Annotated in this window: 22 protein-coding genes and 4 tRNA genes; 11 read left to right on the top strand and 15 right to left on the bottom strand. The window is 70.5% G+C overall.

Translation table 11 applies throughout. The annotated features are described in order from the left end of the window. Window positions 1-2: 2 nt before the first annotated feature. Complete coding sequence (locus HD597_RS53965; protein WP_253755772.1) at window positions 3-653, bottom strand: response regulator; 651 nt, start codon at window positions 651-653, stop codon at window positions 3-5. Window positions 654-674: 21 nt separating this feature from the next. Between HD597_RS53965 and HD597_RS53960 the strand changes: the two genes are divergently transcribed. Together HD597_RS53960 and lpdA are read left to right on the top strand one after the other, a co-directional pair. Then, window positions 675-1,049: a tautomerase family protein gene (locus tag HD597_RS53960; protein WP_253755770.1), complete on the top strand. Its 375-nt coding sequence runs from the start codon at window positions 675-677 to the stop codon at window positions 1,047-1,049. Between the two features lie 39 nt (window positions 1,050-1,088). Beyond that, window positions 1,089-2,468 (top strand): dihydrolipoyl dehydrogenase, encoded by a 1,380-nt coding sequence (gene lpdA, locus HD597_RS53955; RefSeq protein WP_253755768.1) that lies wholly within the window; start codon window positions 1,089-1,091, stop codon window positions 2,466-2,468. A gap of 43 nt (window positions 2,469-2,511) precedes the next feature. Here the strand turns inward: lpdA and HD597_RS53950 are convergent, their stop codons facing one another. Then, window positions 2,512-3,318: a hypothetical protein gene (locus HD597_RS53950; RefSeq protein ID WP_253755766.1), complete on the bottom strand. Its 807-nt coding sequence runs from the start codon at window positions 3,316-3,318 to the stop codon at window positions 2,512-2,514. A 223-nt stretch (window positions 3,319-3,541) separates the two neighbouring features. On the opposite strand from HD597_RS53950, the gene HD597_RS53945 reads away from it, so the two are divergent. Next, on the top strand, window positions 3,542-4,030 hold the full coding sequence (locus HD597_RS53945; protein WP_253755764.1) for a hypothetical protein: 489 nt from the start codon (window positions 3,542-3,544) through the stop codon (window positions 4,028-4,030). Window positions 4,031-4,179: 149 nt separating this feature from the next. After that, window positions 4,180-4,989, top strand: coding sequence for a hypothetical protein (locus HD597_RS53940; RefSeq protein ID WP_253755762.1), 810 nt, complete (start codon window positions 4,180-4,182; stop codon window positions 4,987-4,989). On the opposite strand, the gene HD597_RS53935 is transcribed toward HD597_RS53940, so the two are convergent. Beyond that, a complete protein-coding gene (locus tag HD597_RS53935) occupies window positions 4,986-5,846 on the bottom strand; it encodes a fructosamine kinase family protein (protein ID WP_253755760.1) in 861 nt (286 codons plus the stop codon). The genes HD597_RS53940 and HD597_RS53935 overlap by 4 nt on opposite strands. Before the next feature lie 173 nt (window positions 5,847-6,019). Here HD597_RS53935 and HD597_RS53930 point away from each other — a divergent pair, with 173 nt between their 5' ends. Beyond that, the gene (locus tag HD597_RS53930; RefSeq protein WP_253755759.1) at window positions 6,020-8,059 is read left to right on the top strand and encodes a cellulose binding domain-containing protein; all 2,040 of its coding nucleotides are present in this window, start codon (window positions 6,020-6,022) and stop codon (window positions 8,057-8,059) included. Here HD597_RS53930 and HD597_RS53925 read toward each other — a convergent pair. From HD597_RS53925 to HD597_RS53880, 10 genes are all read right to left on the bottom strand, one after another. Further along, window positions 8,053-9,111 (bottom strand): DUF6461 domain-containing protein, encoded by a 1,059-nt coding sequence (locus tag HD597_RS53925; protein ID WP_253755757.1) that lies wholly within the window; start codon window positions 9,109-9,111, stop codon window positions 8,053-8,055. The two genes, HD597_RS53930 and HD597_RS53925, sit on opposite strands and share 7 nt — an antisense overlap. Before the next feature lie 68 nt (window positions 9,112-9,179). Then, on the bottom strand, window positions 9,180-9,821 hold the full coding sequence (locus HD597_RS53920) for a response regulator (protein ID WP_308210892.1): 642 nt from the start codon (window positions 9,819-9,821) through the stop codon (window positions 9,180-9,182). Then, window positions 9,814-10,962: a sensor histidine kinase gene (locus HD597_RS53915; RefSeq protein ID WP_253755755.1), complete on the bottom strand. Its 1,149-nt coding sequence runs from the start codon at window positions 10,960-10,962 to the stop codon at window positions 9,814-9,816. Before HD597_RS53915 ends, HD597_RS53920 begins: the two co-directional genes overlap by 8 nt. Window positions 10,963-10,964: 2 nt before the next feature. Next, window positions 10,965-11,660: an ABC transporter permease gene (locus tag HD597_RS53910; RefSeq protein WP_253755753.1), complete on the bottom strand. Its 696-nt coding sequence runs from the start codon at window positions 11,658-11,660 to the stop codon at window positions 10,965-10,967. Between the two features lie 11 nt (window positions 11,661-11,671). Then, window positions 11,672-12,562, bottom strand: a complete 891-nt coding sequence (locus HD597_RS53905; protein WP_253755751.1) for an ABC transporter ATP-binding protein — start codon at window positions 12,560-12,562, stop codon at window positions 11,672-11,674. Window positions 12,563-12,666: 104 nt separating this feature from the next. Beyond that, complete coding sequence (locus tag HD597_RS53900) at window positions 12,667-13,434, bottom strand: SDR family oxidoreductase (RefSeq protein ID WP_253755749.1); 768 nt, start codon at window positions 13,432-13,434, stop codon at window positions 12,667-12,669. A gap of 457 nt (window positions 13,435-13,891) precedes the next feature. Next, a tRNA-Phe gene (locus tag HD597_RS53895) sits at window positions 13,892-13,968 on the bottom strand. 5 nt (window positions 13,969-13,973) lie between these two features. Next, window positions 13,974-14,048 (bottom strand) — tRNA-Asp (locus tag HD597_RS53890). 97 nt (window positions 14,049-14,145) lie between these two features. Next, a tRNA-Glu gene (locus HD597_RS53885) sits at window positions 14,146-14,218 on the bottom strand. Then, on the bottom strand, window positions 14,219-15,721 hold the full coding sequence (locus HD597_RS53880; protein ID WP_253755747.1) for a metallophosphoesterase family protein: 1,503 nt from the start codon (window positions 15,719-15,721) through the stop codon (window positions 14,219-14,221). A 93-nt stretch (window positions 15,722-15,814) separates the two neighbouring features. Here HD597_RS53880 and HD597_RS53875 point away from each other — a divergent pair, with 93 nt between their 5' ends. Then, a complete protein-coding gene (locus tag HD597_RS53875; RefSeq protein ID WP_276083262.1) occupies window positions 15,815-16,165 on the top strand; it encodes a metallopeptidase family protein in 351 nt (116 codons plus the stop codon). 110 nt (window positions 16,166-16,275) lie between these two features. Beyond that, window positions 16,276-17,556 carry an MFS transporter gene (locus HD597_RS53870; RefSeq protein WP_253755743.1) on the top strand — a complete coding sequence of 427 codons (1,281 nt, stop codon included), beginning with the start codon at window positions 16,276-16,278 and terminating at the stop codon, window positions 17,554-17,556. On the opposite strand, the gene HD597_RS53865 is transcribed toward HD597_RS53870, so the two are convergent. Then, entirely contained in the window at window positions 17,557-17,844 is a 288-nt protein-coding gene (locus HD597_RS53865) for a PspC domain-containing protein (RefSeq protein WP_253755741.1), read from the bottom strand. 90 nt (window positions 17,845-17,934) lie between these two features. Between HD597_RS53865 and HD597_RS53860 the strand changes: the two genes are divergently transcribed. Both HD597_RS53860 and HD597_RS53855 read left to right on the top strand, forming a co-directional pair. After that, window positions 17,935-19,089 carry an acyl-CoA dehydrogenase family protein gene (locus tag HD597_RS53860; protein ID WP_253755739.1) on the top strand — a complete coding sequence of 385 codons (1,155 nt, stop codon included), beginning with the start codon at window positions 17,935-17,937 and terminating at the stop codon, window positions 19,087-19,089. 49 nt (window positions 19,090-19,138) lie between these two features. Further along, window positions 19,139-19,214, top strand: a tRNA-Lys gene (locus HD597_RS53855). 70 nt (window positions 19,215-19,284) lie between these two features. Here the strand turns inward: HD597_RS53855 and HD597_RS53850 are convergent. Continuing rightward, the gene (locus tag HD597_RS53850; RefSeq protein ID WP_253755737.1) at window positions 19,285-20,238 is read right to left on the bottom strand and encodes an NAD(P)-dependent alcohol dehydrogenase; all 954 of its coding nucleotides are present in this window, start codon (window positions 20,236-20,238) and stop codon (window positions 19,285-19,287) included. 105 nt (window positions 20,239-20,343) lie between these two features. On the opposite strand from HD597_RS53850, the gene HD597_RS53845 reads away from it, so the two are divergent. Together HD597_RS53845 and HD597_RS53840 are read left to right on the top strand one after the other, a co-directional pair. Further along, window positions 20,344-20,928, top strand: coding sequence for a TetR/AcrR family transcriptional regulator (locus tag HD597_RS53845; protein WP_253755735.1), 585 nt, complete (start codon window positions 20,344-20,346; stop codon window positions 20,926-20,928). Window positions 20,929-21,008: 80 nt separating this feature from the next. After that, window positions 21,009-21,752: a hypothetical protein gene (locus HD597_RS53840; RefSeq protein WP_253755733.1), complete on the top strand. Its 744-nt coding sequence runs from the start codon at window positions 21,009-21,011 to the stop codon at window positions 21,750-21,752. Window positions 21,753-22,019 lie beyond the last annotated feature (267 nt).

Genomic DNA, 22,019 nt, shown 5'->3' with positions numbered 1-22,019 from the left:
GGTCAGGCTACCAAGCCGGCCTCGTGGGCGATGATCGCGGCCTGTACGCGGTTGCGCACGTCGAGCCGCGTGAGGATGGCGCTCACGTACGCCTTCACCGTGCCCTCCACGATGTGCAGCTCGCGGGCGATCTCGGCGTTCGACAGGCCCGCCCCCAGCAGGGCGAGCACCTCGCGCTCGCGGTCGGTGAGTGCCCCGATGCGGTCGCGGGCCAGCGCGCCCCTGGACATCCTGCCGCCGGAGAGCTGGGCGATGACGCGCTGGGCGACCTTGGGCGACAGGTAGGCGGCCCCGCCGGCGACGGCGTGGATCCCGGCGATGAGCTCGCGCGGGTCGCCGGACTTGAGCAGGAAGCCGCTGGCCCCGACGTCGAGGGCCTTGGCGATGTAGTCGTCCTCGCCGAACGTCGTCAGCATCACCACGGCCGTGCCCGGCGCGGCCCTGCGCAGCTCCGCCGCGGCGGCGAGCCCGTCGAGCCGAGGCATGCGGATGTCGAGGAGCGCGACGTCGGGGTGGTGGCTGATGGCCAGGTCGACCGCCTGCCTTCCGTCACCGGCCTCGGCCACCACGGCCAGCTCGGGATCGGACTCGAGGATCGCCCGGACCCCTGCCCTGATCATGGCCTCGTCGTCGGCCAGGAGTATGCGGATCACAGTCCTCTATATTGGCCGACCATGGGACAAGTGAAGGTGTACGGGCGCAGGGACGTGTGGGCGGGGCGGCAGCGGGAGCTCTCGGATCTCCTGCAGTCTTGTCTGGTGGACGCGTGGGGGATGCCGGAGGAGAAGCGGTTCCACCGGTTCCTGCTGCTGGAGGAGGACGACTTCGTCTGCCCGCAGCGGAGTGAGCGTTATCTCATCATCGAGGTGCTCTGCTTCACGGGCCGCAGTGACGACGCCAAGCGGGCACTGATTCGTGCGATCTACGACAAATCGGGATTCGATCCTGAGGATGTGGAGATCAACATTATCGAGACGCCCAAGGTCAACTGGGGAATTCGCGGTGTTCCCGCAGATGAGCTCACTCTGTCGTACAAGGTGGAGGTCTGAGGTCAGGGGCAGAGTCAGGCGAGCGGTATGGTCCGACTCATGAGCACTCACTATGACGTCGTCGTCCTCGGCGCGGGTCCTGGAGGTTACACGGCCGCGGTCCGCGCCGCCCAGCTCGGACTGCGCACCGCGGTCGTCGAGGAGAAGTACTGGGGTGGCGTCTGCCTGAACGTGGGCTGCATCCCGTCCAAGGCGCTGCTGCGCAACGCGGAGCTCGCCCACATCTTCCACAACGAGGCCAAGACCTTCGGCATCAGCGGCGAGGTCACCTTCGACTACGGCGCGGCCTTCCAGCGCAGCCGGAAGGTGGCCGACGGGCGGGTCAAGGGCGTTCACTACCTGATGAAGAAGAACGCCATCACGGAGTACGACGGGCGTGGCACGTTCCTCGACGCCAACACGCTCCAGGTGAACGGTGAGACGATCACGTTCTCCCACTGCATCGTCGCGGCCGGCGCGACCACCAGGCTGATCCCCGGCACGCAGCTGTCGGAGCGCGTGGTGACGTACGAGGAGCAGATCCTCACCGAGGAGCTGCCGGGCAGCATCATCATCGCGGGCGCCGGCGCCATCGGCGTGGAGTTCGCGTACGTGCTGCACAACTACGGCGTCAAGGTGACCATCGTCGAGTTCCTCGACCGGGTCGTGCCGCTGGAGGACGAGGAGGTGTCGGCCGAGCTCGCCAAGCGGTACAAGCGGCTCGGCATCGAGGTGCTGACCTCCACCCGCGTCGACTCCATCGAGGACACCGGCTCCGGCGTCAAGGTCACCGTCACGCGCGGCGACCAGACGCAGGTGCTGGAGGCCGACAAGGTGCTGCAGGCCATCGGGTTCCAGCCGCGCGTGGACGGCTACGGGCTGGAGAAGACCGGCGTGGCGCTGACCGAGCGCGGCGCGATCGCGGTCGACGGGCGCGGGCGCACGAACGTGCCCAGCATCTACGCCATCGGCGACGTCACGGCCAAGCTCATGCTGGCGCACGCCGCAGAGTCGATGGGCATCATCGCCGCCGAGACGATCGCGGGCGCGGAGACCATGGAGCTCGACTTCGTGATGATCCCGCGGGCCACGTACTGCCAGCCGCAGGTCGCCAGCTTCGGCTACACCGAGGCGCAGGCCCGCGACCTGGGCTACGACGTGAAGGTGGCGAAGTTCCCGTTCACGGCCAACGGCAAGGCGCACGGCCTGGGCGACTCCGCCGGCTTCGTGAAGATCATCAGTGACAACACGCACGGCGAGCTGCTCGGCGCGCACCTGATCGGGCCCGAGGTGACCGAGCTGCTGCCCGAGCTGACGCTGGCGCAGCAGTGGGACCTGACCGTGCACGAGGTGGCCCGCAACGTGCACGCGCACCCGACGCTCGGGGAGGCCGTCAAGGAGGCCGTCCACGGGCTCGCGGGTCACATGATCAACATGTGAAGAGACCTCGACGGTGATCGGTACGGCCCCGCGGTCGTACCGGTCACAGGGTTCTTCCGGCGGCGACGGCCTCGCGCAGGGTGGCGGTCAGGGCGTCCGCCTGGGCGGTCAGGGCGCGCACGCCCTCCGTGTCGCCCGTCTGGGCCAGCAGGTCCAGGTACTTGTCGTTGCTCTGCTGCAGCTCGCTCGCCCGTAACGCGGAGTCGGCCGAGCGCACGCGGGAGGCGTACACCTCCAGCTCCCACACCCGCTCCGTGACCGCCGCCACCGAGCGGCGCAGCGCCTCCCGCTGCGGTTCCAGCACGGCGGTCAGCTCGGGGGTGATCACCTCGGTCAGCGCCTGGGCCTGCTCGGCGCGCAGGTCGGCGTGGATGCGGACGAGGCGGGCGATCTCCCACAGGCGCTCGGGCAGCACGACGTCGTTGGCGACGGCGTCGAGCAGGCCCCGGCGGTGCACGCGGGAGCCGGTCACGTCCATGACCGCTCTCCTGGCCCTGGCCAGCAGGTCGAGGGCGGGGTCGTCCAGCTCGGCGGGGATGACGTAGCGGCCGGCGTACCGGCGGGCCAGGCGCTCGGCCGGGTTCGGCAGCCAGACGCCGATGAACAGGACGCCGGTGAGGAAGGCCATCATGCCGATCAGGCTGTGGCGCCCGGCCTCGACCGCCGCCAGGCCGTGCACGGCCCCCGACACGGCGGCGCACAGGCCGCCGAAGCCGAACACGCGCCGCATCCAGCGCGGCGGCTCGGGATCGGACCGGCCGAGCAGGAGCGACACCGCCGCACTCAGCCGCCGCCCGTCCCGTCCGGGAACGGCGGGGTCGGTGATCGGCTGGTCGATCCAGTTCTCCAACGGCGGCACCCCCTCGTGGAACGTCCTCCTCCGAGCACACCCCGCGCGGCCCCGCACACTCCACCAGGCCCGTGTGCGGATGTCGTGAAGATGTCGTGCAGGGACCATCGTCCCCCGACTTCTCACCAGATCTTCAGAATTCGCCCAGATTCCTCTGAGGATGCCTGGAGACGTTTGAGGCGACTTCGAAAGAGACCCCTCGCATCGGACGGTGGTCCCGTACATGACCTCAACTCCCCCTCAGACGACCGCGCGGCCGTCGCGCCGGCTCGCCGCCCCGGGCACCCCGCTGCTCCGGCTCGGCCTGCTGGCGCTGGTCGCGATCGGCATCGTGGGCGCCGCGCTGGAGCTCGCCTTCGAACGCCACTGGGAAAGCCCCGTGCAGCTCATCCCCTGGGTGGCCCTGACACTGCAGGTCGTCGCGCTGGTGCTGCTCCTCCTGCGCGACGCCGGGCCGGTGCTCACCGTCGTGCGCGTGCTCGCGGCGATCGTCCTGCTCGCCTCGCTGTACGGCGTCTTCGTGCACGTGTCGGTCAACCACGGGATGGGGGCGATGGACCCCCAGTGGGACGCGTACTCGCCGCTCACCCAGTGGTGGAACGCGCTGACGAAGTCGGTCGGGATGGCACCGCCGCTCGCCCCCGGCATGCTCGCCCAGAGCGCGCTGCTCCTGCTGCTGGCCAGCGTCACGCCGAAGAGGCGGCAGGCCTGACCCCGCGCTTCCCGGTGCCGGCGCCCTCGATCGGGGGCGCGCCGGCACCGGGCGTTTTCTGAACGTCCGCTGAACGATTCGGAACCTTCATCGCTTTCCTCGCGTCTCACCCAGGCAAAAGCACTGTGACAGGTGAGGCTGGTGAGGTTGTGGCATTACGTCGCACAGTCATCGCGGCGGCCGTGATGGTGGCCACCGCGTTCAGCGCCGAAGGAGCGGCGGCCACGGTCGCGCCGCCCCGCCCGGCGGTCCAGAAGGCCCAGGCGGTGGCCACCGCGGAGCCGACCCAGGAGGCGGAACCGGCCGCCACGTCCACGGCCGCGTCCACGACGTCCGCCGCCGAGCCGGTGTGCGTGCGGCTCAAGGGCGCGGAGGCGTGCGTCGGCCCCGACGGGAGCGACCGGCCCGGCATCACGATCGAGGACACGGCCGACGACCACCGCCATCCCGCGGTCGAGTACTACCTGAACGGCTACCTCGGCACCAAGTACGTCATCCACAACCTGGGCCGTTCGGGCGAGGTGCGCGGCAACCGCGAGATCGGCAGGATCGTGACGTTCCGCGCCGCCGTGTACGAGGGCGGCCGGCGGGTCAAGTACGGCCGCTGGAAGACCGTCCGAAATGTCGCGAAATATCCCGTCAAGCGTGACACCCGGACCACCCCCGCCGGCGCCCGCGGCAAGTCCAGGACCTGCGCCTCGACGAAGGCCGCCGCGACCATCTGCTTCGGCGAGCGCAAGACGTTCGTCTACGCCTGCGACACCAGCGCCGACGAGTACCAGGCCCGCGCCGAGTACTTCGTGGCCGGAGACCCGACCACCCGCTACGAGATCCACCAGCTCGCCGGCGTCGGGACCTGCGGCAAGGCCGAGCACGGCGACCTGTCCATCAGCATGTACCGGGCCTCGGTGTTCGACCACGGCCGGCGCAAGGCCACCAGGCTGTACAGGTACAACTAGAAAGGGGCGATGATCTCCCGCACCTCCTCGGCGCACTCCCTGGTGTTGTCGTCGTGGGCGATGCTGCTCAGCAGCTCCCGCAGGTGGTAGATCCGCATGCGCTCCTGCCAGCCGTCCGGCAGGGGCGCGGTGGCCGCGTACACCTCGAAGAAACGGCCGGCGGCCGGCGGGCGCGGCGAGCACCACAACATGCTGAGGTCCGCCTCCGCCCAGCTGTAGGAGACGGCCGGGTCGATCAGCGCCGGGCCGCCGGCGGAGCCGGACAGGACGTTCTCGCGCCACAGGTCGCCGTGCGTGAGCACCGGTGGCGCGGGCGGCAGCAGATCGGGCAGGGCCGCGCAGAGGCGCTCCAGCGCCAGGCGCTCCTCGCGGTCCAGCACCTCCTCCACCAGCGGCTCCGGCAACCACCGCAGGATCCGGCGCTGGGCGAACCAGGCGTGCCCGTCGCCGTCCCAGGTGTTGTCCTGGCGCAGGCGGCCCAGCCAGCCGTCCCGGTGCCAGCCGAACCGCTCTCCCACCACGCCGCCGTGCAGGCCGGCGACCGCGAGCGCCAGCTCCTCCCAGAACAGCTCGTCCTCCTCGCGGCGCGGCGGCAGCGGCTCCAGCACGAGCAGGTCGGGCGTCACGGCCAGCACCTCGGGGGTGGTGACGCCGCCCAGCTCGCGCAGCGCGCGCAGCCCGGCCGCCTCGATCTCGAACAGGTCGGGAGCCGCCGTGCGCAGCGTCTTGGCGAACACCTGTGACCCGTCGCGCAGCCTCGCCATGCCCGCCGCGGCCACCACGCCGCCGGGCGCCGGCCGTACGGACTCGGCCTCGAACCCCGCCGCGCGCAACCGCGCCAGCAGCAGCTCCATCATCGGTCTCCTCCAACCTGGCTCGCCGCCCCGCATGCGGACATCCTCCCGCGCCCCGGGGCGTGAAAGTTTCAGCCTCGATTGACGCCCGTGCGGCCACCGCCCATGATCATGATGCTTCCTGGTCAGGAGGAGGCGTCGAGCTGAATACCCGCAATCCAGCACGAGGTGCGCCGATGCCGAAAGTCCCCCTGCGAGCCACGTTGGCAGCCCTGCTGACGCTGACCGCTCTGAACGCTCCCGCCGCGTACGCGGACGAGCCCGCCGCCGTCGAGGTGACGGTGAACGCCCGCGCCGCACTGGCCACCGTCCCCGAGACGGGCCTCGGCACCAATCACGCGATCTGGGACACCAACCTGGGTACGAACGAGACCGCCGACCTGCTCAAGGACGCGGGCATGAAGCTGCTGCGCTACCCCGGCGGCTCCTACTCCGACATCTACCACTGGGCCGACCACACCGCCCCCGGCGGTTACGTGGCGCCGAACACCGACTTCGACTCGTTCATGAGCGGCGTCCGCCGTACCGGGGCGCAGCCGATGGTCACCGCCAACTACGGCACCGGCACCGCCGAGGAGGCCGCCGCCTGGGTGCGGCACGCCAACATCACCAAGGGGTACGGCGTCAAGTACTGGGAGATCGGCAACGAGAACTACGGCAACGGCCACTACGGCACGGCCTGGGAGGCCGACGACCATGCCGACAAGAGCCCGAACGAGTACGCCCGCCACGTCGTCGCCTACGCCGACGCGATGAAGGCCGTCGATCCCACCATCAAGATCGGCGCCGTGCTCACCACGCCCGCGAACTGGCCCGACGCCATCGTGGCCGAGGGCGACAGCGGCTCCTGGAACAAGGTCGTGCTCTCCGCCGCCGGATCGAAGATCGACTTCGTCATCCTGCACTGGTATCCCGGCGCCCTCGACAGGACCGGGCACGTCCCCGACATGATCCAGCTCACCCGCGAGCAGATCGCCAGGTACGCCGGGCCGGGCTCGGAGCGGATCGGCATCGCGATGACCGAGTTCAACACCGGCTCGAGCAGCAACGGCACCAACACCCAGCCGGGGGCGCTGGCCGCCGCGGACGCGTACGCGACGCTGCTGGCCAACGGCGTGTTCACGGTCGACTGGTGGAACGTGCACAACGGCATCGGCACCGTCACCGAGGTCGAGGGCCACACCGACTACGGCGACTTCGGCCTGCTGTCCAGCGGCGCGTGCACCTCCGACGGCAGCGTCTGCGAGCCTGCGCTGAACACCCCCTTCGCGCCGTACTACGCGTTGCAGATGATGAGCAGGTTCGCCCGCCCGGGTGACCGCTTCATCCGCGCCGCCACGGACCAGCCGAAGGTCACCGCCCACGCGGCCCGCCGCCCGAACGGCGACCTGGCCGTCCTGCTGATCAACACCTCGTCGGACACGTCGTACCCGGTCGAGCTCGGCTACTCCGGCTTCAGCCCCGCGGCCGGCGCGCCCACCGTCCTGTCCCACACGAACGGCGCCACCGCCATCACCACCTCGGCGGCCGGCACCGCCACCGCCCAGACGCTGCCGCCCCTCTCCCTGACCACCGTCGTCCTCAAGCCGTCCGCCGTGCAGCCGGGCCGCCCCGGCGCCCCCGGCCAGCCGTCCGTCACCGGCGTCACGGACTCGACCGCCACGATCACCTGGCCCGCCGCCAAGCCGGGCAGCCGCCCGATCGCCAAGTACGAGCTCCACCGCCAGAACGGCGCCATCACCGAGCAACTCGGCGAGACCGCCGGCACCACCTTCACGGTCCGCAACCTCAAGCCCGGCACCCGCTACACGATCAACGTGATCGCCAGGGACGCCGGCGGCGCCACCTCCGACCCCTCGTCCCCGCTCACCTTCACCACCGGCACCCCCGCCACCAGCTCCTGCTCCGTCAAGCTGACCGTGCAGACGGACTGGGCCAGCGGCTACGTCGGCTCCATCGACATCACCAACAACGGGGCGCCGCTCAACGGCTGGACCCTGGCGTTCAGCTGGCCGCGGCAGTGGCAGAGCTTCGGGAGCGGGTGGAGCGCCGTCTGGACGCAGTCCGGCTCGGGCGTCAAGGCCGTCAACGAGGCGGCCAACCCGTCGCTCGCCACCGGGGCGACGACCACGATCGGTTACGTCGGCAACTACAGCGGGCCCAACGTGCTGCCGTCCGTCTTCACCCTGAACGGCACGGTCTGCACGACTCAGTGACCCTCTCCCCGGAGCACGCGCACGATCGCCGCCGCGTGCTCCGGGTCGGTGGCGGCCACGGTGAGATGCACGTCGTAGGCGGCCTCGCGCTCATCGGTCGCGAACGCGCTCCGCACCGCCGTGGCCGCCTGCCACCGGGCACGGGCCCGATCACGCTCCTCACCGCTCGGACGCCGCCAGGGCGCGCACGTCGGGCACGTCCGCTCCCCTGTGCGGGAGTCGACGAACGTCACCGTGTACCTGCCGCCCGGCGAGCGGTGGACTCCTCGCACGGATCGACGATCCGCTCGCCGGTCTCCCGATCGATCGGCCGGCCCGTGGCCTCGGCCTCCCAGACGCGTACGAGCCTGTCCAGAGCCGGGCCGTCGCCGCCCTCCCCCCGCTGCGCCCGCCCCAGGGCCTCGGCCAGTGAGCGCGTGGCCGGCCAGCGGGTCCGCCGCGGGCGGCGGGTCGTCCGGCACCGGAACGGTGATGACCCCGCCGAACAGCGGCTCCCCCAGCATCCCGTCGTCGAACAGCACCCCGCTGATCCGGCTGGCCAGCGCCAGCGAGGCCGGCACCGCCACGTTCCAGTCGTCGAGCTCGTCGTCCGGCTCCGTCGGCAGCCCGAGCTCCCTCAGGTGCCCGTTCAACGCGTCGGGCAGCGCGCCCCACCGCTGCTGCGGCCACTCCGGGCGGAAACCCGTCCGCTCCACTCCGTCCACGGCGTGCATGAACCGGTGAGAGGCCGCGTAGTCGTGCCGCATGACCGTCACGGCCTCGCCGCCGCGCGACAGCTCCCGCAGCGTCTCCCACCTGATGCCCTGCCAGCCGTTGAGCTCGAACGCGACCGTCCAGCCACCCGCGCGCGCCGCGACCACCACGTCACAACAGCCGTCGGTCTCCTCGACGCGCTCCCATAACTCCTCCCACGCGTACGAGCGCATGTCCTGATCGGCGACGCCGAACCTGCGCAGCGTCTCGCGCTCGTCCAGCCCCCGGACGAACGTGACGGTGTAGATCTCCTCCCAGCCGTGCTGCCAGGCGTAGTCCTCGACGGTGGCGTGCGACATGCGGGGCTCTCCCTCGCTCGGTCCCTGCGGTACGGCGGAAGTTACCGCACGCTACCGACACCCCCGAGTCAGTCGTTGTCCACCGCGAGCAGCCCGCGCCGGAAGGCCGTGGCGACGGCGGCGGCGCGGTCGTTGACCCCCAGCTTGGTGTAGATGTGCAGCACGTGGCTCTTGACCGTGGCCTCGCTGATGAACAACCGCGCGGCGGCCTCGCGGTTGGTCGCGCCGTCGGCGATGAGCCGGAGGATCTCCAGCTCGCGGGCGCTCAGCGGGTCGGCGGGGGTGCGGACCTGGCCGAGGAGGCGGGTCGCCACCGACGGGGAGAGCACGGCCTCGCCGCGGGCCGCCGTCCGGACGGCGCGGACGAGCTCGTCCCGGCCGGTGTCCTTGAGGAGGTAGCCGGTGGCGCCGGCCTCGATGGCGGGCATGACGTCGCGGTCGGTGTCGTAGGTGGTGAGGACGAGCACGCGGGCCGGGCTGCCCAGCCTGGCGAGCTCCTTGATGGCCGCGACACCGTCCGTTCCCGGCATGCGCAGGTCCATGAGGATCACGTCCGGGCGCAGCGCCCGCGCCAGCTCGACGGCCTGCGCGCCGTCGGCGGCCTCGCCGATCACCTCGAAGCCCGGGTCGCCGGCGAACATGCCGCGCAGGCCGTCGCGGACGATGGGATGGTCGTCGGCGATGAGCAGCCGGATGCGGGGCTCAGCCACGGGCCACCGCCGGGAGGCTCGCCGAGAGCGCGGTGCCCGTGCCGGTCTCGGACTCGATCTCCAGCGTGCCCGCCAGCCGGTCCACGCGCTTGCGCATCGCGGTCAGTCCGAACGCCGTCAGCTTGGGGTCGAAGCCGATGCCGTCGTCGCGTACGTCGAGGGTGACCACGTCCTCCATGTACGACAGGGTCAGCCCGACCCTGGAGGCGTTCGCGTGCTTGGCGACGTTGGCCAGCGCCTCCTGCGCGGTGCGCAGCAGCGTCTCCTCGACCTCTGGGTGCATGGGTCGGACCGTACCAGTGACGGTGTATTCGGCCGGTGTCCCGTGCAGCTCGTTCCACCGGTCGACGACGTCCTTGAGCGCCTCGGGCAGCGGGGCCGCTTCCAGCTGGCCGGGGCCCACCGCGTTCACGGAGCGCCGGGCCTCGGCCAGGCTCTCGCGGGCCAGCCGTACGGCGAGGTCCACGTGATGCCAGTCCTGGCCCTGCCGGGCCGCCTGGAGCTGGGTGATGATGCCCGTCAGCCCCTGGGCGAGGGTGTCGTGGATCTCGGCCGCCATGCGTTGCCGCTCGTCGAGCACGCCCGCCTCGCGGGCCTGGACCAGGAGCTGGGCGTGCAGGCCCGCGTTCTCCCGCATGGTCTGCTCCAGCTGGGTCACCATGCGCTTGCGCTCGGCGCTGCGCTCCGCGGTGATCTCACCGACGAAGCTGAACAGCCCGACCCCGGCCACGATGGCGCCGGTGAAGAACAGGAAGGTGAGGATCGAGAACGGTGTGGGCTCCGGCAGGCCGCCGCTGTAGGCCGCGCTGCAGATCGCCGCCGTGCCGGTCACTCCGGCGAAGCGCCACTTGCCCTTCAGGTAGTGCCAGGAGTGGAGGTATCCGGTGAAGCCGAAGAAGCTGGCGAACCACACCCCCTGCGTGCAGAGCGCGCCGATCAGGGCGACCAGCCCCGTCACGTACACCGCGCCCCGCGGCACCAGCCACAACCACGCGGCGGCGAGCACGGCCAGCCCGACGGTGAGCCACGGCCGGCTGCCGGCGAGCAGGGCGAGGACCGTGGAGATCACCAGCAGCACGTACGGCGCAGCCGCGAGCTGGCGCTCCAGCAGCGCCTCCCATCGGTCGAGGCGACCGACCATCTTCACTCCCAGCGGAAGAACTTGGTTGCCACGAGGCCGATGACCAGGGTGTACGCGGCCATCACGCCCAGCGTCAAGAGGCTGGGAGCACTACCCGCCCAGACGTCCCGAAGACTCTCCACAAAAGCGCCCAGGGGAGTGAATGTCCCTACGAGCGCCACCATATCCGGCATCTGATCCACGGGCTGCATGAGTCCGGCGAGATAGGCCATCGGGAAGTACAGCAGGACGCCGAACCCGTTGGCCGCTCTGCCGTTCGGCGCCAGGGCCGCCACCAGCGAGCCGATCGCGAACATGCTCGCCGTACCGAGCAGGAAGGCCAGCACGCCGGAGAACACCAGGGCGGGCAGGTGCGCGCCCAGCACCGTGCCCGCGACCGCCATCAGCAGCCCGCAGGCGACCACCACCAGCACGAGCTGGAGCAGCAGCTGCACCACCAGCAGGCTTCCCGGATGCACCGGCGTGATGGACAGCCTGCGCAGGATGCCCCGTTCGCGATAGGTGGCCAGGGTGGTGGGGAGCAGGTACAGGCCCACCAGCCCGACGGCGATGGCCAGCGCCATCGGCAGCAGCACGGTGTCTCCCGGCTGGATGGAGCTGCCGAACACCACCAGGATGAACAGCGGGATGAGCAGCGAGAACAGCGCCCCCGGCTCGCGGGTGAGCAGCTTGGTCTCCACCAGGGCGAGCTTCATCATGATCCGTCTCCTCAGAAGGACTTGCCGGTCAGGGCGGTGAACGCGTCTTCCAGCGTTCGCTTGTCGATGCGCAGGTCACTGACCAGCACGTGGTGGCGGGCCAGGTGCGCCGTGACGGCCGTGGCGAAGTCGCCCCTGCCCGTGACGACCACGCGGTTCCCCGTCCTGGACACCCCGGTCACCCCCGGCAGCCCCGCCAGGTCGCCCAGGTCATCCGCCTGCGCCGTGAACCGCATCTGGTGCTCGCCGCCGACCAGCCCCGCCGGCGTGTCCAGCGCCACCACCGTGCCGCGGTCGAGCACCGCGACGCGGTCGCACAGCTCCTCCACCTCGTCCATGAAGTGGCTGACCAGCACCACCGTCACCCCGTTCGCCCTGATCCGCTTGATCAGCTCCCAGGTCGTGCGGCGGGCCTGCGGGTCCAGCCCCGTGGTCAGCTCGTCCAGGAACGCCACCTTCGGGTTGCCCACGAGCGCCAGCGCGATGAACAGCCGCTGCTTCTGACCGCCGGACAACTTGCCGAACCTGGCGTTCCGCTTGTCCGCCAGCCCCCACTCCTCCAGCAGCTCGCGCCAGTCGCGGGGCCGGGCGTAGAACGAGGCGTACAGGTCGAGCGCCTCCCACACCTTCAGGTTCTCGGGCAGCTGGGTCTGCTGGAGCTGCACCCCGATCTGCTCGTGCACCAGGCGCGCGTCCTTCCCGACGTCAAGGCCGAGCACCCTGATCGTGCCGCTGTCGGGGCGGCGCAGGCCCTCCACGCACTCCACGGTGGTGGTCTTGCCGGTGCCGTTCGGGCCGAGAATGCCGAAGATCTCGCCCTCCTCCACGGAGAACGACACCCCGTCCAGAACCGTCTGGCCCGCGTACGCCTTGCGCAGGTCCGTGACCTCGATGACTGCCATGGCTCCAGCATGCTGCCGGGGCCCCTCGCGCCGAATCGACCTGTCAGCCACACTCGGCGGGGGATGATGCTGACCCGCGAATCCACCGAACGGTGGATGGACACTCACCTCGGGAAGCCGTACTCCCCGGCCAGTTCGGCGACGCTCAGCGTGCGTCCCGCGTGCCGCCCCACGTCGGGATCCTCCAGCAGGGCCCGCACGGCCCGCCCGGGGACCTCCACGGAGTCGCCCTCCGTGACGTCCTCCCCCAGCTCCGCCAGGATCGCCTCCGTACGCGTGAACCCGGGCGAGAGCGCCAGCGCCGTGACCCCGTGCGGCCGCAGGTCGTGGGCCAGCGAGCGGGCCAGGCGGCTGACGCCCGTCATGGCGAGATCGTAGAAGAGGTGCCCGGCGATCACCTCGGCGTCCGGGTCGGCGTAGCCCGTGAGGACGATCAGGCCGCCCCGCTCGATCAGCAGCGGCGCGGCGTGCAGGGCCGAGACGAGGTGGCTGCGCAGCCCGAGGTCGATCATGTTGTGCCAGTGGCCGAGCGGGAGCGTCCAGAACGGGCCGCCCCGGAACGGCAGGGCGTTGCCCGCGAAGGCGTTCGCGACCAGCAGGTCCAGCCCTGCGCGCTCTTCGCGCACCCGCGCGAACAGCGCCTCCACCGCCCGGTCGTCACCGTGATCGACCCGGACCGGCACCCCGCTGCCGCCACGCTCGCTCACCTGCTCGGCGGTGTCCTCCACCGTGCCGGGCAGTTCGGAGTGGCGCCGCTCGCGGCTCTCGCGGTCGGTGACGTAGACGGTCGCCCCGGCTTCGCCCAGCACCAGGGCGATCCCGCGCCCGATCCCGCGTGCTGCTCCGGTGACGACAGCGACCGTACCTGCCATGCGGGCCTCCTCGAAGCAGGCATCCCGTACTTCTCCTCAGGATCCCTCAGGCGAACGTGTGGCGCGCCGGTCAGCTCGGCGTGGCCCCTTCCGATCCGGGGTCAGCTCCGCTCCTCGGCGCAGAACACCGCCTTGCCGAGGTTCCCCAGCGCCGGCGGGAACTCCTTGAGCGCGTCCACGTTGGTCTCGCCGGGGGTGATCGAGCCTGATCAACGATCACTTCGAGTCGCCGAAACACGGACCCGATCGCCACCAGGCTTCCGATCGCGGCGCCAAGAGCAGCCCCGATCACATCGATCCACTGAGGCGTCACAGGTTCGGAGGCTGGTCACGCATCTTCAGTAGGTCAGTGATCGCCAGCGCCACAGTGGCCCAGGCGTCATCGCGACGTTGCTGTCAGCGGACATCAAAAAGCCCCGAACGATGACTCGCTCGGGGCATTTCTGCTGTTCGATGCTGGTGGTCAGGGGCAGGGTCGAACTGCCGACCTTCCGCTTTTCAGGCGGACGCTCGTACCAACTGAGCTACCTGACCCAGAGCGGTCCTGACGGGACTTGAACCCGCGACCTCCACCTTGACAGGGTGGCGAGCACTCCAAACTGCTCTACAGGACCTTGCATCTTGCGTTTCGTTCTGTTTGCGCTCGCTTAGCTTACCAGCTCTTCGGTGGCCTTCGACCATCCGTTTTGCGGGTGCGCTAGGCGCTCGCGGTGCCCCCAACGGGATTCGAACCCGTGCCGCCGCCTTGAAAGGGCGGTGTCCTAGGCCGCTAGACGATGGGGGCTTAGGTTTCCCTGTCGCCTTCCGTCGGGGACCTCTGAAGCATAGGGGACGATTGCCCTTGATGCCAAAGTGGCGGACCGGCGGCCGGCGAGGCGGGGGTGCCAGTGACTGTTCCCGTTGGCGACGGGGCGGTCGTTGGCTCCGGGGAAATCATACGTTGTGGGTCGGGCTCCACGTGACGCTGGATGTAGACGGACTGCTCCCCCAGGCCGCCCAGCGTGATGTCGTCCCACGCCTGCAGGCGTCTGGTCTCCCTGTCGAAGTACAGGACCGAGGCCTGGACCGGCGTGGGCTGGGCGTGTTCGAGGGCGCGCAGGCCCGCGCCGCCCGTCGAGCCCTGGATGAGCATGCGGGTGCCCGTCGGGAAGACGGTGGTGCGGCGTTCGTGGGTGTGGCCGGCCAGGATCATGGGGGCCGCGCCGGAGAAGCCGTTCCCGACCTCCCCGTCGTGCACGGCGATCAGGTCCGCCTTGCCGGCCTTGGCCTTGTGGGCGCGGCCGAACTCGGCGAGCGCCGCCGGGTCGGAGTCGACGGTGACGGACTTGTCCGGGGTGAAGCGGGGGTCGCCGAGGCCGTAGATGGTCAGGCCCGCCACCTGCTGCGCGGTGTCGTCCAGGACGATGGCGTTCTTCTGCTTCTCGACCGCCTTCTGGGTGGTCATCGAGTCGTGGTTGCCGCGGACGAACACGTACGGGACCTGGAGGGTGCGGATCTCGTCGACGAACTTGTTCTCCGCCTTCGTGCCGTGGTCGGAGATGTCGCCCGTGTCGACGATCAGGTCCACGGCGAACTGGTCCTTGAGCGAGCGGATGACGTTCCAGGCGATGGGGTTGAGGTGGATGTCGGAGATGTGCAGGACCCGGATGGTCTTGGGGTCGGCGTCGTAGAGCGGCAGGGTCGAGACCGTGTCGTACAGCTTCGAGACGTTCGTCACGAGTTTGGTGAGCTGGGAGCGGTACGACTCGAAGCGCGTGACGATCGACTCGGCGCTGCCCACGAGCGACGGGGCGGCGGCGACCAGGCCGGAGTAGCGCGGCTCCACGAGCGAGCCGGGCCGGAACGTGAGCGCCGCGAGGGCTCCGGTCGCGGCGAGGGCCACCGAGGCCGCCAGAAGGCCCACCAGAGCCGTTCTCGGGCGCCGGAAGACCATGAGGACGGCGATGAGGGCTCCGGCGCCCGCACAGAGCAGTGAGCGGATCACGAGGGCCCGCACGCCGTCCAGCAGATCGTCCTCGATCACGCCCGGCAGGCGGTCGGCGATGCGCGGGTCCTCCAGGAGGGCCTTGGCGCGGTCCTGGTCGATGTTCTCGAGCGTGATGCGCAGCCTGAGCGGGGCGCTGTGGGTCTGGAAGGTGAGGGTGCCGAGCGGGCTGGCGTCCACGACCGTCTCGCCGTCCCAGGCCGGGCGGAGTGACATTCCCGTCTCCACCGGGCCCACCTGGGCGCGTACGGTGCCGCTGAGGAAGATGCCGAGCCAGGCACCCACGGCGGCCACGAGGAGCACCGCCGCGATCCTCGCACCACGCGATCGAAGGACTGCCTTTGACCTGTGCACGAACTTCATACGGTTTCTTGCTTACCTGTCGGGCGGGGCAGAATGGCAGGTGTGATCGAGGTTTCGCGGGAGAAGTTCGAGGAGCTCGTGGCCGAGGCTTTGGACACGATTCCACCGGAGCTCACGCGCGCCATGAGTAACGTCGTCGTCACGGTCGTCGATGACCCGCCGGAGCCCCACCTGCTCGGCCTGTACACCGGTGTCCCCCTCACCGAACGCGGCGACTGGTACTCAGCAGTTCTGCCCGACCGGATCGAGATCTACCGCAATCCCATATGTGAAATTTGCGATACCGAGGAAGACGTGATCGACGAGGTCCGCATCACGGTCGTGCATGAGGTCGGGCATCACTTCGGCATCGACGACGCCCGGCTTCACGAATTGGGCTGGTAACCCTTTGCTTTTGGTTGGCTGCTTTCGGTTGCGGTCAGCCCTGGTCGTCGGGCACCTTAGGTCACATAGCGAGCACCCTGAGTCAGGCACAGCGGAGTCCAGTGGGGGCCATGCGGGCGCGACGGCCGCCGGGACGGCATCGCCGTGCCGGAGAAGTACGACAAGTCACATATCGGGAAGTCATCGCCGTCAAGGAGTTCCGGGCACTCTGGTACGGCCAGGGCCTGTCGCTCCTCGGCGACCAGCTCGCCCAGGTGGCACTCGCCGTCCTCGTCTACGACCGCACCGGCTCGCCGCTGGCCACGGCCGCGGTGTACGCGCTGACGTACCTGCCCTCCATCGTCGGCGGGCCGCTGCTGGCCGGGCTGGCCGACCGGTTCGCGCGCAGGGGCGTCATGCTGGCCTGCGACCTGCTGCGGGCCGCGCTGGTGGCGGTGATGGCGGTGCCGGGGGTGCCGTTCTGGGCGCTGTGCGTGCTGGTCTTCTTCGTCGTGCTGCTCAGCGCGCCGTTCTCGGCCGCGCGGGCGGCGCTGCTGCCCGAGGTGCTCGAAGGCGACGCGTACGTCATCGGCTCCGCGCTGCAGAACATGACGAACCAGGCCGTGCAGATGCTCGGCTTCGCCACCGGCGGAGCGTTGATCGCGACCATGGGCCCGTACCGCGCGCTCGCCCTCGACGCCGCCACGTTCCTGGGATCGGCGCTGATCCTGGTCTCGGGCGTACGCCGCCGGCCCGCGTCGGCGGGCGCGTCCAAGCCCTCCATGTGGTCGATGACCGCGAGCGGCGCCCGGCTGGTGTTCGGCTCGCCGAAGCTGCGCACGCTGGTGCTGTTCGCCTGGCTGTGCGGGTTCTACATCCTGCCCGAGGGCATCGCGGCCCCGTACGCGGCCACGCTCGCCGACGGCTCGTTGCCCGTGCCCGTGATCACCGGGCTGCTCATGGCGGCCATGCCCGCCGGGACGGTCCTGGGGGCGTTCCTGTTCAGCAGGTTCGTCTCGCCGCCGCGGCGGCTGCGGCTCATGGGCTGGATGGCCATGCTGAGCTGCGCGCCCCTGATCGTCACCGCGGTGCGCCCGCCGCTGGCCGTGGTGCTGGCGGCATGGGTGCTGTCGGGGATCGGCGGGGCGTACCAGCTCGCGGCGAACGCCGCCTTCGTCCAGTACGTACCGGCCGAACGTCGCGCGCAGGCGTTCGGCCTCGTGCAGTCGGGGCTGATGGCCGTGCAGGGCATCGGCATCCTGGTGGGCGGGTTCGCGGCGGAGAGACTCGGCCCCGAGCCGGTGGTCGCGCTGGCGGGGATCGCCGGGGTGATCAGCGCGGCCGTGCTGGCCCTGGTCTGGGCCGAGTCCCGTGACAAGACCGCCCGAGTGCCTGCCGAGGCCACCGCCTGATCACTGCTGCGGCTTCTGCTCGCCGCTCCAGTCGGTCGAGGTGGCCTTGTTCTGCTGCTTGTTGATGAGGTCCTGGACGATCGAGGTCTCGTGCTCCTCGTCCGGCATGAGGAGCCAGCCGATCGCGTACAGGGCGACACCGGCCCCGCCGAACAGGGTCGCGATCGCCAGCGCGATCCTGACCAGGTTGGCGTCGATGCCCACGAACTCGCCGACGCCCGAGCAGACACCCGCGATGATCCGGCCCTTGTGCGTCCGACGCAGCTTCTTGACGTTGTATTCGCTCATGCCTCAAGACTGCCCGGCGGCCCGGTGTTCGCACATCAGGATTGCCCCTGGTAGAACCCTGGTAGTCCCCCTTGCACGAGAGGACCCGCCATGGACGACCTGCTGCGCCTGGACGACAAGCTCAACCCTGACCAGCGGCTCATCCGCGACACGGTCAGGTCGTTCGTCGCCGACCGCGTGCTGCCCCACGTAGGGGACTGGTTCGAGGAGGCCGTCTTCCCCGCCCGCGAGCTCGCGCCCGAGCTCGGCTCCCTCGGTCTGCTCGGGATGCACCTCACAGGGTACGGCTGCGCCGGCACGGACGCGGTGTCGTACGGGGTGGCCTGCCGCGAGCTGGAGGCCGGCGACTCCGGCCTGCGCTCCTTCGTGTCCGTGCAGGGCTCGCTGGCCATGTTCCCCATCTGGAAGTACGGCTCCGACGAGCAGAAGGCGGAATGGCTGCCCCGGATGGCCGCCGGCGAGGCCATCGGCTGCTTCGGCCTCACCGAGCCCGACCACGGCTCCGACCCCGCGGGCATGCGGACGTACGCCAAGAAGGACGGCTCCGACTGGATCCTGAACGGCTCCAAGATGTGGATCACCAACGGCTCGATCGCCGACGTCGCCGTCGTCTGGGCGCAGACCGACGACGGCGTCCGCGGCTTCGTCGTCCCCACCTCCACCCCCGGCTTCTCCGCCCCTGAGATCCACAAGAAGCTGTCCCTGAGGGCCTCGGTCACCTCCTCCCTGTACTTCGACGACGTCCGCCTGCCCGCCTCCGCCGCCCTGCCCGGCGTCACCGGCCTGCGCGGCCCCCTGTCCTGCCTCTCCGAGGCCCGCTACGGCATCGTCTGGGGCGTCGTCGGCGCCGCCCGCGCCTGCCTGGAGGCGGCCGTCGAGTACGCCAAGACCCGCGTCCAGTTCGACAAGCCGATCGGCTCCTTCCAGCTCACCCAGGAGAAGCTCGCCTGGATGTACGTCGGCACCGCCCAGGCCGGCCTCACGGCCCTGCACCTCGGCGAGCTGAAGGACGCGGGGCGGCTGGAGCCGCGGCAGATCAGCTTCGGCAAGCTGGCCAACGTACGGGCCGCCCTGGACATCGCCCGCCAGGCTCGCACCATCTTGGGCGGGAACGGGATCACGCTGGAGTACCCTGTGATCAGGCACATGAACAACCTGGAGAGCGTCCTGACGTACGAGGGGACTCAGGAGATCCACACGCTGGTGCTGGGAGAGGCGCTCACGGGGATGGCGGCTTACCGGTGATGGAGGCGTCGCGGACAGGGCGGTAATCTCTGTACCCTTGCTGGTGCGAGGGGCGTTAGCTCAATTGGCAGAGCTGCGGACTTTTAATCCGTAGGTTCCGGGTTCGAGCCCCGGGCGCCCTACCACTTCAGCAGGCAAGAGTTCGCGCAGGTCACAGTTTCCCGAACAGGATCGTTGCGCCGCGGCGCGCACGGGTCAGCGCTGCATGTCGATGATGAGCTTTCCCCGGACTCCGCCGGCCTCGAGTCGCCGGTGAGCCTCTGCGACCTCGCCGATCGGGTAGACGGTGTCGATCACAGGGCGGATGCCGCCCGCCTCGGCGGCGGCGGTGAGCTCGGCGATGCGGGCGGGGGAAGGGTTGTTGCTGAAGAGTTTCATGCGCCGGGGCGAGAGGGCGGCTCGCAGTCCCGTGGTGGCCATGGAGGTCAGGATGCGGTCCTGGTCGAAGGCGAGGGCGACCATGCGGCCGCGCCGGCTGAGCCGGGACCGGTAGGCCCCGAGGTCGGTGCCGACGACGTCGAGGATCACCTCGTAACGGCCGAGGTCCTGCGGCCGGGTCGTGCGGTAGTCCAGGGCCGCGTCGGCGCCGAGTTCGGTGACCCAACCGAGATTGCGGGCGCCGGCGAGCGCGGTGACGTGGGCGCCGAGCGCCTTGCCCAGTTGTACGGCGATGCTGCCGACGCCGCCGGTGGCGCCGCGGACCAGGAGCCGTTCGCCGCTGGTGAGGCCGGCCTTGTCGGTCAGGGCGGTCAGGGCGGTGGTGCCCGACGAGGGCAGGGCGGCGGCGTCCAGCAGGGTCAGGTTCCTGGGGGCTCGGGCGAGCCGCTGTCCGGGGACGGTGACGTAGTCGGCGATGGCGCCGAAGGCGAAGTGCGGCATCAACCCCCACACCTCCTCCCCCTCGCTCCAGGCGTGCGCTCCGGGGCCCAGGGCCGCGACGCGGCCGGTGAAGTCGCCTCCCAGGCCGCGGGGGAATCGGGCTCGGGCGATGCCGCGCAGTCGGCCGGCGCGGAAGGCGAGCTCTCCGGCGTCCACGCTCGCGGCGCGGACCTCGACGAGCACCTCTCCCGGCCCGGGCCGAGGCGTGGGCACGTCGGTGACGCGCAGCACCTCGGGAGGGCCGAAACGGGTGTATTGCACGGCGCGCATGATCTCTCCCCCATCGTTCGGAACATAAGTGGGCTCGCGGCCCACTTACGGTTCGGCTACTCTAACCGGAGCGCCAGCCCACTTGTCAAAAGCCTGGAGGAGGCCATGCCCCACGCCGTCCAGCGACGGCCCCTGCGTGCGGACGCCCAGCGCAACTACGACCGCATCGTCAGCGCGGCCCGGGACGTCTTCGCACGTGACGGCGCTGAGGCCGCTCTGAAGGAGATCGCCCGTCAAGCCGGGACGGGGTCGGCGACGCTGCACCGCCTCTTCCCCTCCCGCCGGGCCCTGCTCGAAGCCGTCTTCCACGACCGCGTCGAGGAGCTGTGCGCCATGGCGGCGCGACGCGCCGAGGAGAGCGAGCCGGGCCCCGCGCTCCTGGCCTGGCTGGCGGACCTCAACGCCTACGCGAGCGCCAGCCGCGGTCTGGCCGCCTCGCTGCTGCACGGCAGCCGGGACGCCGACCTGCTGGAGCAGAACGAAGGCTGCCAGGCGATGATCACCGATGCGGCGCGCGAGCTCCTGCGACGAGCACAACAGGCGGGCGCCGTACGCCCCGGGGTCCGCGCCGAGGACCTGCTCGCGCTCGTCAACGCCATCTCACTGGCCACCGAGCAGCACGGCGACGACGAGCAGGCGGGCCGGCTGCTGGACATCGCGATCCAGGGCATCCAGGGCCGGGCCGCATGACGGATGAGGTGGACCCCGTCCCTGCCCTGTCGCGGCCGGGGCGCGGGGGGATGTCAGTGGCGCGTGGCAGTGTGACGTCCGTGAATACGAGCGTGCGTGAGGCCGTCCTCGACGCCGGGCGAGCCCTTGGGATACCCGAGCCGGTGACCGAGGCGTTCATCCGCCTCCTGCGCCCCTGCGTCTACCTCTGTCCCTACGACGAACTGCCGGAGGAGCTGAAGAAGGACGCCCGTCCGGCCGCCCGGGCCCGCGGGCTCGCCCATCTGCCCGAGCACGTGCGAGTGCCCTCGTACGTGCCGCACGTGGTGACCATCGACTGCGCCGCCCTGCCCACCGGCGTCCTCGACATCGACTTTCCCGCCGACGGCCACCTGGTCGTCCTCGCCGAGGTCACCGACTGCGACGAAGGCTTCCTCATCCACCTGCCGGCGGGCACCGAGACCGTCGAACGACGCTCGCAGCCGGAGTCTCACGAGCCGTTCCCGCTCTACGCGGTCCCGGGCACCACCAAGCCTGATCTCCGTTGGCCCGAGATCGCGGAAGCGGCCGACTACGCCGGGGACGACGCCGAGCGGGCCCGCCTCGTGACCAAGTTGATCGAGGAAATAGGGGAGATTCCCGGCATCCGGTGGAGATATGACATCCAGCTCGGCGGCTGCTCCCGCGCCTGGCACAACCCGGTGGAAGACCGCGGGAAGGTTCTGTTCCTCTCCATGCCGGAGAGCCCGGCCTTCGGGGACGGTTGCATCACCCTCGTCTCGGGGACCCGGGAGCAGATCGCGGAGCGCCGCTACGACGAGCTCGAGTTCGACGTCGAGTGCTGACGCTTCCAGGGCGGGCGGCCGGCGGCAGGGGCGACGACGCCCACCGGCCGGCGCCTGCCCTCATGCCCTCGAAGGGGGCTGCCGCCACGGCGCAGGTCTGGTTATGATCGCCGCATGCAGCTCATGGATGTCTAGCTGAGTGACCGAGCCTGTCGTGACAGCCGATCACGCGTCGCCGCAGAGGCGAGTTCTTCGTGCTCGTGCCGCTTGTCACGCGGGTTCCCTTCGGCTCCGCCCCGATGGTCGCCTCCTTGAGCGTTCTCACCC

The sequence above is a fragment of the Nonomuraea thailandensis genome (assembly GCF_024172165.1).
GTDB lineage: Bacteria > Actinomycetota > Actinomycetes > Streptosporangiales > Streptosporangiaceae > Nonomuraea > Nonomuraea thailandensis.
This window is presented reverse-complemented; position numbering and strand designations above follow the sequence as displayed.